General features: G+C 38.9%; 10 protein-coding genes. 2 read left to right on the top strand and 8 right to left on the bottom strand.

Going from position 1 to position 16,141, the window contains the following annotated elements:
- The first annotated feature begins 354 nt into the window (after positions 1 to 354).
- Both H5157_RS19620 and H5157_RS19615 read left to right on the top strand, forming a co-directional pair.
- Positions 355 to 3,207, top strand: coding sequence for a TonB-dependent siderophore receptor (locus H5157_RS19620; protein WP_154902891.1), 2,853 nt, complete (start codon positions 355 to 357; stop codon positions 3,205 to 3,207).
- A 549-nt stretch (positions 3,208 to 3,756) separates the two neighbouring features.
- On the top strand, positions 3,757 to 6,597 hold the full coding sequence (locus tag H5157_RS19615) for a TonB-dependent receptor domain-containing protein (protein WP_182725351.1): 2,841 nt from the start codon (positions 3,757 to 3,759) through the stop codon (positions 6,595 to 6,597).
- A 422-nt stretch (positions 6,598 to 7,019) separates the two neighbouring features.
- On the opposite strand, the gene H5157_RS19610 is transcribed toward H5157_RS19615, so the two are convergent.
- From H5157_RS19610 to H5157_RS19575, 8 genes are all read right to left on the bottom strand, one after another.
- The gene (locus tag H5157_RS19610) at positions 7,020 to 8,798 is read right to left on the bottom strand and encodes a sugar phosphorylase (RefSeq protein ID WP_182725350.1); all 1,779 of its coding nucleotides are present in this window, start codon (positions 8,796 to 8,798) and stop codon (positions 7,020 to 7,022) included.
- A 55-nt stretch (positions 8,799 to 8,853) separates the two neighbouring features.
- Positions 8,854 to 10,074, bottom strand: coding sequence for a glycosyl transferase (locus H5157_RS19605; RefSeq protein WP_002958673.1), 1,221 nt, complete (start codon positions 10,072 to 10,074; stop codon positions 8,854 to 8,856).
- Entirely contained in the window at positions 10,067 to 11,812 is a 1,746-nt protein-coding gene (locus H5157_RS19600; RefSeq protein ID WP_149603638.1) for an HAD-IIB family hydrolase, read from the bottom strand. The genes H5157_RS19605 and H5157_RS19600 overlap by 8 nt, the downstream gene beginning before the upstream one ends.
- 145 nt (positions 11,813 to 11,957) lie before the next feature.
- Entirely contained in the window at positions 11,958 to 13,196 is a 1,239-nt protein-coding gene (locus tag H5157_RS19595; RefSeq protein ID WP_182681634.1) for a uracil-xanthine permease family protein, read from the bottom strand.
- Between the two features lie 10 nt (positions 13,197 to 13,206).
- Positions 13,207 to 13,836, bottom strand: coding sequence for a uracil phosphoribosyltransferase (gene upp, locus H5157_RS19590; protein WP_002958676.1), 630 nt, complete (start codon positions 13,834 to 13,836; stop codon positions 13,207 to 13,209).
- 146 nt (positions 13,837 to 13,982) lie between these two features.
- Positions 13,983 to 14,939: a phosphotransferase gene (locus H5157_RS19585; RefSeq protein WP_182725349.1), complete on the bottom strand. Its 957-nt coding sequence runs from the start codon at positions 14,937 to 14,939 to the stop codon at positions 13,983 to 13,985.
- Between the two features lie 270 nt (positions 14,940 to 15,209).
- Complete coding sequence (locus H5157_RS19580; protein ID WP_182725348.1) at positions 15,210 to 15,692, bottom strand: hypothetical protein; 483 nt, start codon at positions 15,690 to 15,692, stop codon at positions 15,210 to 15,212.
- A 25-nt stretch (positions 15,693 to 15,717) separates the two neighbouring features.
- Positions 15,718 to 15,954 (bottom strand): hypothetical protein, encoded by a 237-nt coding sequence (locus tag H5157_RS19575; RefSeq protein ID WP_259399379.1) that lies wholly within the window; start codon positions 15,952 to 15,954, stop codon positions 15,718 to 15,720.
- Positions 15,955 to 16,141: the final 187 nt, after the last annotated feature.

The raw sequence follows: 16,141 nt of genomic DNA, 5'->3' as shown, positions 1-16,141 counted from the left end.
AACAATCCCCAAAAACACAACTATAAAACCATGGAAATAAACATATAAATATTTATACTTTTAAAAATCAATAAGTAAAAAACAATAAAAAAGACAAACAAGTTACAAAATATAAACACATTGCCAATAGAGCAAACAAGAAGTTAACCGAAACATTTTAAACCATTGTTTTAACTACATTTTAACAACCCACTTGTCTTCTTTATTTGTAGGTTCAGCGATAATCCATTGCCTAAAAAACTGCAAGTGTTAAATCTGGGTGCGCAATGTAAACTTTGTATACAAATAATTACTAACATGAATTTTATATTGCACTTAAGTTTAAAAAAACAACTAATTCATCTAGGGGATAATATGAAATCTTATAACCAGCTCTCAAGCGGCATAAAAACAGCTCTCTGTTTAAGTGCAATTGGTTTGGCGCATACTTCTATTGCAGCAGATGCTGAGGATACAAAAATAGAACGAGTTGAAGTAACAGGTTCAAAAATCAGCCGAGTTGGTGCAATTGCACCTGCACCTGTAACTGTAATTACTGGTGAACAACTTCTTAATACTGGTGCAGTGAATATCGGTGAAGCGTTAAATAAACTACCAGCACTAGGTAACACATATTCTTTAGCAAACTCAGGCCGCTTTATTGGTACTGCAGGTCTAAATATTCTTGATTTACGTAACATGGGTACTGACCGTACGCTTGTACTTGTAAATGGTAAACGCCATGTTTCGAGCTCAGCAGGCTCACAATCTGTTGACACTAATACTATACCAAGCGTATGGGTTGAGCGTGTAGAAATTGTAACAGGCGGTGCATCTGCTGTTTACGGTGCTGATGCTGTAACAGGTGTTGTTAACTTTATTTTAAAAGATAATATTGAAGGTTTAGACTTTACTGTAACTAAAGGCGTTTCAGATTTAAGTGATTACAACAATGAAAAGGCAACCTTTTCATATGGTAAGAACTTTGATGATGGCCGTGGTAATGCTGCATTTGCAGTTGAATACTCAGCTCAAGACTCTTTAAATGCGTTAGATCACCCTTGGACTGATGGTTCATACTCAAGTCTACGTAACCAAGCCCAAAACGATTCTAATAAAGACGACCCTAATTTTCCTGATAAGATTTATACGCCAAATGCTGGTTACTACGCAATTAATAACGCAGGCGTATTTAGCCTAGGTAATGGTTATGTAAATACATTTAATGCAGATGGCTCTCATCGTGACATTTATACTGGTGACAACGTTGACGGTCTTCTATGTGCAGATTGTGATTCGTTTAACCTAGCCCAGTTTGACGAGATACAACCAAAATTCGAACGTTACAATGTTAACTTTAAAGTTAACTATGATGTAACAGACGATTTAAATGCTTATTTTGAAGCCAAATACGTAAACAGTGAAGGTGAAAGCATTGGCCAACCCGCATTTTTCTTTGGCGATCCACGTAATACCATACAAATTGATAACGCATATTTAGACCCAAGTGTTAAGAAGCTTATGGAAGAAGCTAATGATGGTGAAGGCGTAGAATCAATAAATGTACTTCGTATGATGACTGATTTAGGTCGTCGCATTGAAAACAATACACGCGAAACAACACGATTTGTAGCTGGCCTTAAAGGTACGGTCTTTAGTGATTGGGATTTAGATGCATCTATTGTACGTGGTAAAACAGAATTAGAACGCGTCAATGGCGCGAATATGATTCTTGAAAATTACTCTAACGCACTTGATGCGGTAGATGATGGCAATGGTAATATTGTATGTAGAAGTGAAGCAGCACAAGCTGAAGGCTGTGTTCCTGTAAATATTATGGGCTTTGGTGCGCCAAGTGATGAAGCAATTGACTACATTAATACTGTTTCTACAGGTACATCTGAAATCACTCAAACTGTAGTATCTGCTTCTTTGGCCAATGGTGGATTATTTGAATTACCTGCAGGTTATGTAGGTATGGCTTTTGGTGTTGAATACCGTAAAGAAGAAAGTGAAACAAAAGAGCCAAATAATGCTGAAGGCACATTCTTTAATGCACTTGGTGAAGACAAAGGCGACTTTGATGTAAGTGAAATTTTTACAGAAGTATCAATTCCACTACTTTCTGATATGCCATTTGTTCAAGACTTAGTGCTGGATGCAGCTGTACGCTACGCTGATTACAGCACAATTGGCGATGCAACTAGCTGGAAATTAGGGCTTGATTGGACTCTAAACGATGAGCTTCGTTTTCGTTTAACACAATCAGAAGCGCTAAGAGCGCCAAATATTGGTGAAATTTTTGGTGCACCGAGCCAAACTTTCTACAGTGTCGACGATCCTTGTCAAGCTGATAACTTAAATGATTTACAAAACAGTAGTACACGCCGTGCCAACTGTGCTGCATTAGGTGTGCCAGAAGGTTTTGATTCTGACTATGATTCACAAACACTTGAAGGTTTACAAAGCGGTAACCGAGATGTGAAGGGTGAAGAATCTACAAGTACTACTATTGGTCTAGTTTACCAACCAGAGTTTATTGAAAACGCAACACTTACTATCGATTACTGGAAAATTGAGCTTGAAGATGCAATCTCGACTATCAGTGCGCAAGATATCCTAGATCGTTGTGTTGATAGCGGCTCAGGTATTTCAAATCAATATTGTAGTCTTATTACACGTGATGCAAACAGTGAGATTTCGTTAATTCAAAACTCAGTGCTTAATGTGTCAGGTCAAGAAGCATCTGGTGTTGACTTTGAATTAGGTTACGACTTTGATGCGCTTGAAGGTAGCTTTAAAACACGCTTTATTGGTACATATTTGATTGAGCGTAAAGAGTTCCCATTCCAAGATGAGCCTAGCGACTACATTGAATATGCGGGCGTTACAGGTGAAGCGCAATGGCAAGCTAACTTAAATATAGAATACAGCTACGAAAACTTATACACATCTTTGAGCACTCGTTATATCGAAGAAGTAAGCTTATACACAGATCAAGATTTAAGCGATAACCCCAATCCAAATAGTTTAACTACTTTTGGTACATACATAATTACTGACATGACAGTCGGTTATAACTTTGATAACGGTGTTGGCTTAAAAGTGGGTGTAGATAACCTATTCAATCGTGAGTTACCTTATGGTACACGTGGTGATGGTAGCGGAAGTGCTAGCTACGATAATATAGGGCGTTTTGGTTACATTACTTTTTCATATAAAATGTAAGTTTTATTGTTAATAAAAGGTCCATAAACTGGGCCTTTTTTACTTTTCAAAGATGAAATTTACTCATTTTATATTTATTAGCAACAAAAATAGCGTATTTTAAATTACTTCACGACAACATGAAATTACATAAATAAAACATTAAAGACTAATAAACCTTCTATTAAAATTTATTAATTAACTAACCTTCTCCTAAAAAATTAATATGAAAGCCATAAAAAAGTTCATTATTAACACTCAAATGAAAACAAAAAACACTACATGATAATGAAAAGTGCATAGACAATAAAAAACCTTATTTTTAGTTACAAACTCATATCAAATAATTAAAATTATAAATGTAAAAAACGCAACAAACTGAACTTTATAAAAATTGATACAGAAATAACTCATTTGAATCCATCAAGTTACCTCTCTTCTATTACTGGTTTCCCCGTGCAATAATCGCCGCCCTCATAACAAAAGTTATAGGTTTTTATCTAATACAGACTGTATTAAGTAAAAATAAATATTGTATTAAATTACTATAAAATGTCCTTTGGGAAACACATGAAACGTCATAATTTACTTTCTACTAGCATTAAATGTGCATTAATTACTGCTGCTGCAACAGCAAGTAATTCTGTGCTTGCACAAGATGAGCAAGCAACAAAAATTGAACGCGTTGAAGTAACGGGTTCACGTATTTTACGTGAAGGTGCTATTGCACCTGCACCAGTAACAGTTATAAGTGGCGAGCAGCTAATTAATACAGGCGCTGTAAACATTGGTGAAGCGCTAAACAATTTGCCAGCACTTGGCAATACATATTCTATGGCTAACTCAGGCCGTTTTATTGGTACTGCTGGTTTAAATATTCTTGATTTACGTAACATGGGTACAGACCGTACCTTAGTACTTGTAAATGGTAAGCGTCATGTATCAAGCTCTGCAGGTTCTCAAGCTGTGGATACCAATACTATTCCAAGTGTATGGGTCGAGCGTGTAGAAATTATCACTGGTGGTGCATCCGCTGTATATGGAGCTGACGCGGTAACAGGTGTTGTAAACTTTATATTAAAAGACAACATTGAAGGTATGGATTTTAGTGTTACCCGAGGTTTTGCCGATTTAAACAGCTACAACAACGAAAAAGCGACGTTCTCGTACGGCTCTAATTTTGATAACGGCCGTGGTAATGCCGCTTTTGCTATTGAGTACTCTGGCCAAGATTCATTAAATGCACTTGACCACCCTTGGACTAGTACTTCGTTTAGTAGTTTACGTAATCAAGCCCAAACAGATGCAAACAAAGATAGCGCAGCCTTCCCTGACAAAATCTTAACACCTAATGCTGGTTATTACGCAATTAATAACGCCGGTGTTTATGCACTTGAAGATGGATATACTAATAGCTTTAACGCCGACAGTAGCGCTCGCGACTTATACATAGGTGATAATGTAGATGGCTTGTCATGTGCAAACTGTGATTCGTTTAATCTTGGTCAATTTGAAGAGATTCAACCTGAGTTCGAGCGCTACAACGTAAACTTTAAAGTTAACTACGATGTTACCGACGACTTAAATGTCTACTTTGATGCAAAATACGTAAACAGCCAAGGCGAAAGCATAGGCCAACCTGCATTTTTCTTTTTCGACAGCGACAATAGCATTAAAATCGACAACCCTTACCTAGACCCAGCCATCAAAGCACGTATGGAAGAGGAAGGTGTTGATTCAATCATGGTTAACCGCATGATGACCGACCTTGGCCGCCGCATTGAAAACAATACGCGTGAAACAACGCGCTTTGTTACCGGCTTAAAAGGGACTGTATTTGAAGATTGGGAATTAGATACATCAGTTGTTTATGGCCAAACTGATCTAGAGCGTGAAAACGGCGCTAACATGATTTTAGCCAACTACTTTAATGCACTTGATGCCGTTGAAGATACAAATGGTAACGTAGTATGTCGTAGCGCTGCTGCACAAGCTGACGGATGTGTGCCTGTAAACATTATGGGTTTTGGCGCACCATCTCAACAAGCTATTGATTACATAAATACAGTATCAGTTGGTACCTCAACAATTAAGCAAACGGTTGTTTCTGGCTCACTTGCTAATGGCGCTATTTTTGAATTACCAGCAGGCTATGTAGGTGTTGCATTTGGTGCCGAGTACCGTAAAGAAGAAAGCGAAACAAAAGAGCCAGATAACGCAGAAGGTACTTTCTTTAACGCACTGGGCGAAGATAAAGGCTCGTTCAACGTACGCGAAGTATTTTTTGAAGCGACGATGCCAATTTTAACTGACTTACCGCTTATCCAAGATTTAGTATTTGACACTGCAGTACGTCATGCTGACTACAGTACTATTGGCGAAGCAACTAGCTGGAAACTTGGCCTTGATTGGACTGTAAATGATGAGCTACGTGTACGTGTAACTCAATCTGCAGCACTTCGTGCGCCAAACATTAGTGAAGTATTTGGGGCAGCAAGTCAAACTTTCTACAATGTAGACGACCCGTGTCGCGCCGACAACCTAGGTGACTTATCAAACGGTGCAACACGTACTGCAAACTGTGCCGCATTAGGTGTAGCGAGTGACTTTAACTCAGGTTACGATGCAGCCTCATTAGATGGTTTAACTAGCGGTAACCGCGATGTAAAAGGCGAAGAGTCAACAAGTACAACTGTAGGCATTGTTTACCAACCAGAGTTTTTAGAAAACGCGCTGCTTACTATTGATTACTGGGAAATTGAACTTGAAGATGCGATTGACACAATCGACGCGCAAGACATTCTTGATCGCTGTGTTGATAGCGCAACAGGTATAAACAATCAGTACTGTAACTTAATTACACGTAATGCTAATGGTGAAATTACTTTAATACAAAACTCTGTATTAAATGTTGCCGGCCAAAAAGCATCAGGGATAGATTTTGAACTAGGTTACGACTTTGACGCGCTTGAAGGTAGCTTCAAAACCCGCTTAATTGGTACTTACTTAATTGAACGTAAAGATTACCCGTTCCAAGACGACCCTAGTAACTACATTGAATACGCAGGTACTACAGGTGAAGCTAAGTGGCAAACTAACTTATCTGTAAGCTATGTTATGGATAACTTTTTCTCAACAGTTGAAACACGCTTTTTAAGTGAAGTAGATTTATATACAAATGTTGAGCTTGAAAGTAACTCGAACCCAAGTAACCAAATGTCTTACGGTAAATACTTTATTACCGATATGACTGTTGGTTACAACTTCGATAGCGGCTTAGGCGTTAAAGTAGGTGTTGATAATCTATTTAATCGTAAACTTCCGTACGGTTCACGTGGTACAAGCGCAGGTAGCGCAAGTTACGATAACATTGGCCGCTTTGGCTACATTAACTTAAGCTACAGCTTATAATTAATAAAATAACTTATTAGGGCGTGTTGATCATTGGTGGGTGAATTTTCAGCAGTATGTTTGGTTTTTAGGCAAGGCAGAGCCTATGTAGTGTGGTTATTCCCCATAAATAGGCGATAACGCAGCATAAATACCAAACATGCGCTGCCCGAAGGGTTCTTTCTAGGGGCGATTAACTCTTTGTTGCCTACATGGATGTAGGTAAGGGGCGTGAGCAGGACGCGGAAGCTTTGCTCGGTTTTTACTTATTCTTACATGGATGTAAGCCAGTAGGGTAACGCAGGAGCAGTTACCGAGCCCACTAGGTTACAAACCTCGCGTCGCGATTTAATCGCCCCTAGATTGAACAAATTTCAATCCACAAAGATCAACACGCCCTAGTTAAAACAAAGGCTCGCAGTGCGAGCCTTTTTTAATACATTTTATTTAATATTACTCAGCCACACGCTTTGGTATGGTTCTAGCTCTATTGTTAATTGGCTTTCTTCAATCGTTTTATCTGCCTCCAAATCAAACCACTTTTGGGTGTTAATTAAGTTTAAGTCGGCCAATGTGAGTGTTTGTGGTTTATCGCTAATGTTATAAACACAAAATATGCTTTGGCGTCTGTCTATACTTTGTCGCCAAAAACCAAATAATCCCCCTGCTAAATGCAGCGTAAACTGTGTAGCATTTGGGTGGAAGGCACTTTGCTTTTTGCGTACTGCCAATAAGCTTTTTATGCCGTTAAACACTTTATGATGATGACTGTACTTTTCACCAATTGCCGACAGTAGCTTTGACTCTTGCCAACGATGGCGGTTAATAGCACGGTTATGCTGTGAATTTTCAAAGCGTTCGTAATCGTTAGTTGTACCCAACAAACTATGAATATAAAGCCCTGGGATACCTTCAAGCGCAAACATAATTGCGTGAGCACACATAAACCGTTCCAGGCCAAACTTATCTGGGCCATTGTGCGTCCCTTGGAGAGCATCAAATAAAGCAATATTTAGCTCGTACGGTGTATGCGTGCCATCGTTACTGGTTCGCATAGATACACGACCACCAAATTGCATAGTGGTACTTACAAGTGACGCCACTTCACTGGGTTGTAATAAACCTTCAATTGGTCTGAGCCCTACTCCATCGTGTGAGGCTATAAAGTTAAAGTATGCCGTCCCATTTTGCGCAGGCGGCATACTCATCATCCAATGTTTAATTGCTGTGCTATCGCCGCTAAGTAATGTGTGTAGCAACAATGGCGGTAATGCAAAGTTATAAATACTGTGCGCTTCGTTGGCGTTACCAAAGTACGATAGGTTTTCTTGGTTTGGAATATTGGTTTCGGTAATTATAACTACGCTCGGCTCTGCGTGCTCAATAAGTGTTCGTATTAGCCTTACGGCTTCATGTGTTTGTGGCAAGTTAATACAACTTGTATTAAGCTGTTTCCACAAAAATGCAACCGCATCAAGCCTAAACAAACGCACGCCATTGTCTAAATAATGCCTAATTATTCCCACAAACTCTTTAAGTACATCAGGATTGCCAAAGTCAAAATCAACCTGATCGTGACTAAAGGTACACCACACGTGTTTTTCGCCGCTTGGCGTAGTTACAGTATTTAATAACGATGAGGTTCGCGGGCGTACAACTTGGCTTAAATCATCCGTTAAGCTGGCCGTTTTGAAATAGTCTTTACCCGGGTGTAAATCATTTAAAAAGTTCTCAAACCATACACTTCTGCTTGAGCAATGGTTAATAACCAAATCCGCCATTAGCTTTACATCTTTAGCGATATTTTGAATATCTCCCCAATCACCCAAGGACTCATTCACTTGCACGTAGTTCATTACGGCAAAGCCTTCGTCTGAGCTGTACGGGTAAAATGGCAATATGTGCAGCGCATTTAACTGCATATCACATTGCTCTTTTATAAACCTGTGTAGTGTTTTAAGCGGTGCCTCCATTGGGCTCGATACGGCAAATTCACTATCATCGTGTTTAATAATAGAGTCGCCATAAGCAATCAATACTATATCTTGTTCATCCCACCTGTTTGTATGGGGTGTCGGGTCGCGCAGTGCATTGCTACCTAATATAATTTTAATAAGTTGCTGAGCAAGCTCAGTAACCGATAAAGGCAGCTCAACACCCTCATAAATAATATGAAGATGTTGCTCTACTCGTTGTAAAAATAATTCACTAACTGTGCTCACATGCGCCCCTAATATTTATTGTTTAGACTTATAGGCTAGTTAACCTGCACGCAGGTTAACTATATTCTTCGTTATCTAGCTCTACGGCTTCTTTTAAGCGCTCAAGTACGTCTGGCATTGCAGATACAACACGGTTCCAACTTGGCACAAATGGCGCTTCCATTGGGTTTTCTAAAAAGTGTTGCCCTGCTTCCATAATATTTTGTGCAAACATTTCTACTGCTTTTTCTTCTTGGTGTACATCAAGCGTTAACCCGTTCATTAGCGCGTCGTTATGATACGTTTCTATAAAATCTAAACCGATACGGTAATAAGTCGCTTTTAATGAACGAATTGTTTCGCTGGTAAAAGTAACACCTTGAGTCGCCAGCTTTCTAAACAATGCCTTAGTAATATCAATCGACATTTTAGACAAACCTGCACTTTGATCATCAAGTGAAAGTTCTTGGTGCTTATGGTCATAATTATCGGCAATATCTACTTGGCACAAGCGGTTATGCGAATAGTTACGATACATTTCACTCAGTACGCCTATTTCAAGGCCCCAATCACTTGGGATACGAATATCGTTTAATACATCGCGTCTAAACGAAAACTCACCTGCAAGTGGGTATCTAAAAGAGTCCATATATTCAAGGTAGTCGGTATTGCCTAAAATTGTTTTAAATGAGCGAAGCAATGGCGTTACTAATAAGCGCGATACACGGCCATTAATTTTGCCATTAGCAGTACGCGGGTAAAACCCTTTACAAAATTCATAGTTAAAACGCGGATGCGCAACGGGGTAAATTAAGCGAGCAAGTAGGCTTCTATCGTAGGTTAAAATATCGCAATCATGCAGCGCGATAGACTCTACTTCTGCTGTTGCTAATTTATAACCCATGCAATACCACACATTACGCCCTTTACCCAGCTCGCGTGGGGCAACACCTAGCTCTTGTAATTCTTTATCTAGTGCTTGTAAGCGTGGGCCGTCGTTCCATAATACTTTATGGTTTTGGTTTAGCTCTTTAAAAAAGCCTAGTGCATGACGGTACTGTGCTTCGTCGGCTCTATCTAAGCCTATCGTAATTTGTGATAAATACGGTACTTCGCGTAATTCACTAACTATATTTTGCAGCGCAGGGCCTTCAAGTTCACTAAATAACGAAGGAAGTATTAACCCCATAGGGCGCTGCTTACTAAAAGTAAGTAGCTCTTTTTCTAGGTCTTCTATTGGTCTGTCGGCAATATTATGTAATGTTGTAATAATGCCATTTTGGTAAAAATCAGCCATGAGATGTTTGCTCCTCAGAAATACTTAAAATACTGCTAATACACGGCAACGACGTTATTTCTTCAATCCAGCCCAGCGGTGCTGGTGATTGAGAATATCGTGCTTTGTTGTGCGACAATTTAACCGGCTTTTTACTCGCCGGATTGGCAATAATAATGGCGATATTTGCGTGTTCTAACATTTGCTTATCGTTATCGCTATCACCCAGTGCTATAACCGTGAGAGGCTTTCTGAAATGATGGGTAAACTGTTTAACTAACCACTGCTGTGCAGCGCTTTTATCGGTATTTTTGGCAATATGAATGAAGCGTCCGCCAATTTTTATATCGTAGCCGAGTGCTTCAACATCGTTTACAAAGGCTGTGAGTAATTCGTCATTGCCATACCAATAAAGAGGGTCTGAATAATCGCGAGTTTGTGCGCGTCTTGCTTGTGCATCGTTTAGCCCGGTAAGCTCTGAAATTTGCTCACTCGATAAGTCACTAAACAATTTGTAATGCGCTTTATAATCCGCCTTTAAAGTATTTAAATCATTTAATAAACTCGATAACGGCTTTGCCATTGCGTAGCACCAATAAGCGCCTACTTTTTTACAACCAATTGGCTTTAATTCAAAATAGTCTTCTGGAATAAATACCGCTGCACCGTTTTCGACAATAAAAGGCTGTTGAATATTTAAATCGTTTTTAAGCTCTATAACTTCGCAAAAAGTTTTGCTGGTATTAAACACCACAGGAATATGCGCATTTTGCAGCTGCTGTAATAACTCACTGATATTATTTGTATTGTAATCGGCGTGATCGAGTAATGTACCGTCCAAATCTGTAAAAATAATAGGTTGAAGGGTGTCATCACTTGTTAGGTGCATACCGCTAATATCTCGGTTGCTATCAAGTTCAATTAAAGCATTTGCTTTAGCGCTCAGTGTGTTTAAGTTCTCACGCGTAATGCGCTCAAAATGAGAAATAAAATACACCAATTGCTCGTTAGTCATGGTGCCTGAGCCTTCACCTTTTTTGGCTATTAGCTTTTGTTCTTGCTCTTGTCGCCATGTAAAAACATCACTAAAACTCGGTGCTTTTAGCATAACTGTATAATCAATTAGGTTAAAAACGGCTTTATATTCATTTGCCAAACAGCTATTTACACAGCGGCGCCAAACGCCTTCTTTATCAAACTGTTGCTCTAACTCGTTAAGCGGCTCACTCAATGAAAACAGCGGTTGTGGCTCACTGCCCACGCACCACCCTTCTAAAATAACAATATCAACTGGCTTTTCATTTGTTAGCCAATCACTTGTTGGCACGCAGTCGTCTTCGTGTTTATTAAAACGTGGAAGCGGTACGTTTACCTCTCCTGCCAGTAAGTTAGTTATTGTGCTATTCATTAACGCTACGTCGTGAGTACCCGGTACTCCGCGAGTAGTAAAAAGAGGATGTACGTCTTTGGCAAGCTCAGTACGTGCTTGTTTTGCTAAATAAAAGTCATCAATAGACAATGCAACACTGTTAAGTGGTGTGTTTTTAGAAAACCACGTAACTAAAAAATCTGCGAGTGTTGTTTTTCCTGAGCCCTGGCATCCATTTATGGCAACAAAAATAGGAGTATTTGTTTTTTTAGATTCGAGGATGTCATGCGCAAGTGGAACAAAATATTGCTCACTCAAATATTGATACTTTAAAGGCAGTTGGTGTTTTGCTAAAAACGGGGTTATATCCACAATATTGGCCTCTGACATAGTAACTCCTTTGCATACGATGCGTTCTGGAAATTAAATGCAGATACTAGACCATTATTATTTTTGTATATTTATTAATAGGTTAAAAAAATAGCGCATTGAAAATGCGCTATTTTGGTGCAATATTTTTAACTTACGTGCACTATTAACTCTCTTGAGGCTGCGCCTTAGGTAATACAAGGTTGAGCACAATGCCTAAAATAGCGCATAAACTTACGCCCTCTAAACTAAATTGGCTACCACCTATATGCATACCGCCAATACCGCACACCAAAATAAGTGCAACAATACTTAAGTTGCGTGGTGCTGTTAAATCATCGCCCGACTTAACTAATGTATTTAAACCCACTACAGCAATAGAGCCAAAAAGTAGAATCATAATGCCGCCCATTACAGGTACAGGTATAGTCTGTAAGCCAGATCCCATTTTAGCAACAAAGGCTAAAATAATGGCGATAATGGCTGTCCACATCATTACTTTAGGATTGAAGTTTTTGGTAAGCATAACTGCTCCCGTTACCTCTGAGTAAGTTGTGTTAGGCGGGCCGCCAAATAATGATGCAGCAGACGTCGCAAGGCCATCACCAAACAAAGTACGGTGAAGCCCAGGCTTTTTCAAAAAGTCTTTATTGGTTACTTGGCTTATAGCCATCATATCGCCAATATGCTCAATTGCAGGTGCTATTGCTACAGGCACCATAAACAAAATAGCCTGCCATTTAAACTCAGGCCATGTGAAGTTTGGTACAGCAAACCACTGTGCGTTAGTTACTGCGTCAAATTGCACAACGTCCATTGCAAGCGATAAACAATAACCCGCAACAACCCCTGCCAATATTGGTATAAGCTTAAATACGCCTTTTCCCCACACTGCAAAAATAAGCGTAACCACTAACGAGAACAACGAAATATAAATAGCACTGTTGTAATCAATAATTTGAATACTGCCGTCGCCACTTTTACCCATCGCCATATTTACAGCAACAGGTGCAAGCGCTAAACCAATAACCATAATTACAGGGCCTACAACCACAGGCGGTAAAATTTTATGAAGCGTTGCAACGCCCTTAAATTTTACTAATAAACTTAAAAGCATATAAGCAAAGCCCGCTACCATTAAGCCGCCCATAGTGGCTGGCACGCCCCACATTTGCACAGCGGCAATAATGGGTGCAATAAAAGCAAATGATGAAGCTAAAAATATAGGCACTTGGCCTTTAGTCACTACCTGAAACAGCAAAGTACCAATGCCAGCGGTAAAAAGCGCAACATTAGGATCCAAGCCCGTTAAAAGTGGCACTAATACCAGTGCACCAAATGCTACAAACAGCATTTGCGCGCCTGTTAAAATAGTTTTTATTGAAAAGGTGTCATTATTTTGCACTTAAAGACTCCTAAACAGTACCGAATATTTTGTCGCCCGCATCGCCTAAACCAGGGATAATATAGCCCTTTTCGTTTAAGTGGCTATCTACAGAGGCTGTAAATATTTCTACGTCGGGATGTGCTGTAAGTGTTTTTTCCACACCTTCTGGTGCAGCTACTAATACAATTACTTTGATTTCTTTACAGCCTGCTTTTTTAAGCATATCGATTGTGGCAATCATTGAGCCACCGGTTGCAAGCATAGGGTCAATAACTAAGCTTAAGCGCTCATCAATATTACCAACAAGCTTTTCAAAATATGGTACTGGCTCTAGCGTTTCTTCGTTACGTTCAAGACCAACAACACTTACTTTAGCGGCTGGTAATAACTGCATAACACCGTCCATCATGCCAAGACCAGCACGCAAAATAGGCACTACGGTAATTTTTTTACCTTTAATATGCTCTACTTTTAATTTATTGCCATCCCAGCCTGTAATTTCGTTATCTTCTAACTGTAGGTTTTTAGTTGCTTCGTAGGTTAATAAGGTTCCAACTTCAGAACATAATTCACGAAAGCTTTTAGTACTAATACCATGCGCTCGCATTAGGCCTAGTTTATGTTGAACAAGAGGGTGAGAAATAACGTGAATTGCCATGATATAAACCTACTGATACAAGAATTTGCAGTATTTTATATTAAAAAAGGTCATTTGACCTGTAGTTTTAAAGAGATTTTCATACATCGTGCCAAAATGTATTGTTTTGCTTGATATTTATGCAAGAGATTAGCAAAACCTGTTTATTAAATGTTACCCGCTAACCAGCTGTTTACTTGCTGTTGCATATAACTATTTATTTTTTGATGCTCGGGGCTCCACCCAGCTAAAAATCGATAAAAGTCAGCCCATGCAGCAGGCCATAAAACGAGCCAATCGTCAGCTATTTTACTTGCTGGTGCCCAAGGGTGATAAGCTGTAATAGCAGCCTTTAAATTGTCAAAATAATACACAAGGTACTCATCAGCGCACTCGTGTAATTGTGCATCACTCAAGCAACTGGTCATAAAATACATTACATCAATTATCCCAGAACCTGCACCTATATACTGAAAATCATAACCGAGTATTTCATCGCGCTCATTTGCTGCAAAGTTAGCAAGTTTTGCATCGCCATGAATCAGCGTTTTATACGTACAACTTTGTAGCTGCTCATCTATTTTATGTGCAGCATTTTTAATATCGGACTTTTTATCAAGGTTATCTTTTAGTTTATTAAACTCATCTGGGCGCGTGCTTAAATGCCAGTAGTTGCCTTGCTGCCATAACCCTTCAGCGGGTTTACTTAAGTTAAACGCATGAAAGTGTGCAAGCCACCTTAATATAGCTTTAACATGTTGTGGCCCTGCTTGAGTAAACCCATGTTTGGTGAAATCCTTAAACACCAGCGCATATTCATCATCTTTATTAATTGCACCTATACATTCAATACTTTGCGCATGTACTGGTAAATGCTGGCTATAAAGCTTATAAAATGTGTATTCAACACTATATGAGTGCTGCTTTCTTTTAAGCGCAAATTCGCTTTGTTTAATTTTAGGATGGTGTACATAACTGGGTATTTTAATCGCTTTAATAACGCAGGCTTTATCATCAAGCTGGCACTGCACAATACTGCCACATCCACTCCAAAGTGATGTAAGCGTATCGCCAATTTCAATGTGCTTAAAGTGGGGTTGTAATAAAGGAATGTAAAATGCCATAGCTATATTAAGTAATTAAGTTTTTTGTAGTTTAACATTAGTGGACGTTTTTAATAAAACTAAGGCATAAGAAAGCTCCACTTGGTTTTATACAAGTTTGTATGTACATAGTGGCCAAAATCACTATGCCACAACACTTTGATTTTAAAATTAACTGGATAAAACCATGTCTTCCTAGGTTGAGTATATTTAGGCATTTTAGCCTCTTCAAAGTGATGAGGAGGTGTCCACTAAAACGGGTGAGGAGCAATGTCCTGCTTGAATGGTTTGTTATGTAACCTTTATACCACTTTCCTCAAAAAACTTTTCTAATTTACTTTTATTAATGTTTGATAGAAAAGCAAAAGATCTAAAGGTAATACCGACTTTAGATTTAAAGTCTATTAGGTGACCCAGCGGACCAAGATTATAGGAGCGTATTTCTTGAAGTGAATCAAGTGCAATGTCATCTTTAAAAAAGCCATGACCGTAAAAGTACAACCTATTTTGATGAATTTGAAAAACAGGCTTACTTAAGGCTCTCATAGACCAAACCCAAAGGATAAAACCAACACCAAATAAAATAATCAAAGTAAAATCTAAACGATAGTTAAGCAAGCTAAGTAATAATTCATCATCACTCCTATTACGAGCCTCTAAGAAATAAACACCTAAAAAGGTTCCTATCGGAACTCCAGGTATTACCCAGATGTACATTAAGAATGCTTTCCACATTGGATAATGTTCTGTGGACGAGTTTCTCCAGAATTTCACGATTCTTCCTTGGTTACATAACGCGCTAATCAGTCGAGCCGTTGTTTGGCGTCGGCTGCATTTGCTTGTTAGCTTGAATATACTCTAGTCCCATTTCTTTTTTGCATATATCTCCGCTCTCAAACTTTTCATCAGAATAAAATAGTGCACCAATTATCTTATTATTTGTTGGGTTAAAAGACACACTTAACGAATCAACTCCCTTAGCTTCATTGCGATTGATTTTTAAAGTCAAAGAGGTTTGGTTTTCTGTGCGTTGCATTTTAACGTGTGTAACAGAAGAAACTTGGTAAAAAGCAGGATACAGAATTAAGGAAGAACTGAATGTAGTGGTCAACTAATTTTGGCCACAGTTTTAGAATCTTGATATCTAACCTCAGATTCATTCGGCGCTAAACCAGCATTATAATGATGTGGTCTAACATTATTGTAATATCCGTTTATATAAT

Source organism: Pseudoalteromonas sp. SG43-3, from assembly GCF_014164385.1.
GTDB lineage: Bacteria > Pseudomonadota > Gammaproteobacteria > Enterobacterales > Alteromonadaceae > Pseudoalteromonas > Pseudoalteromonas distincta.
This window is presented reverse-complemented; position numbering and strand designations above follow the sequence as displayed.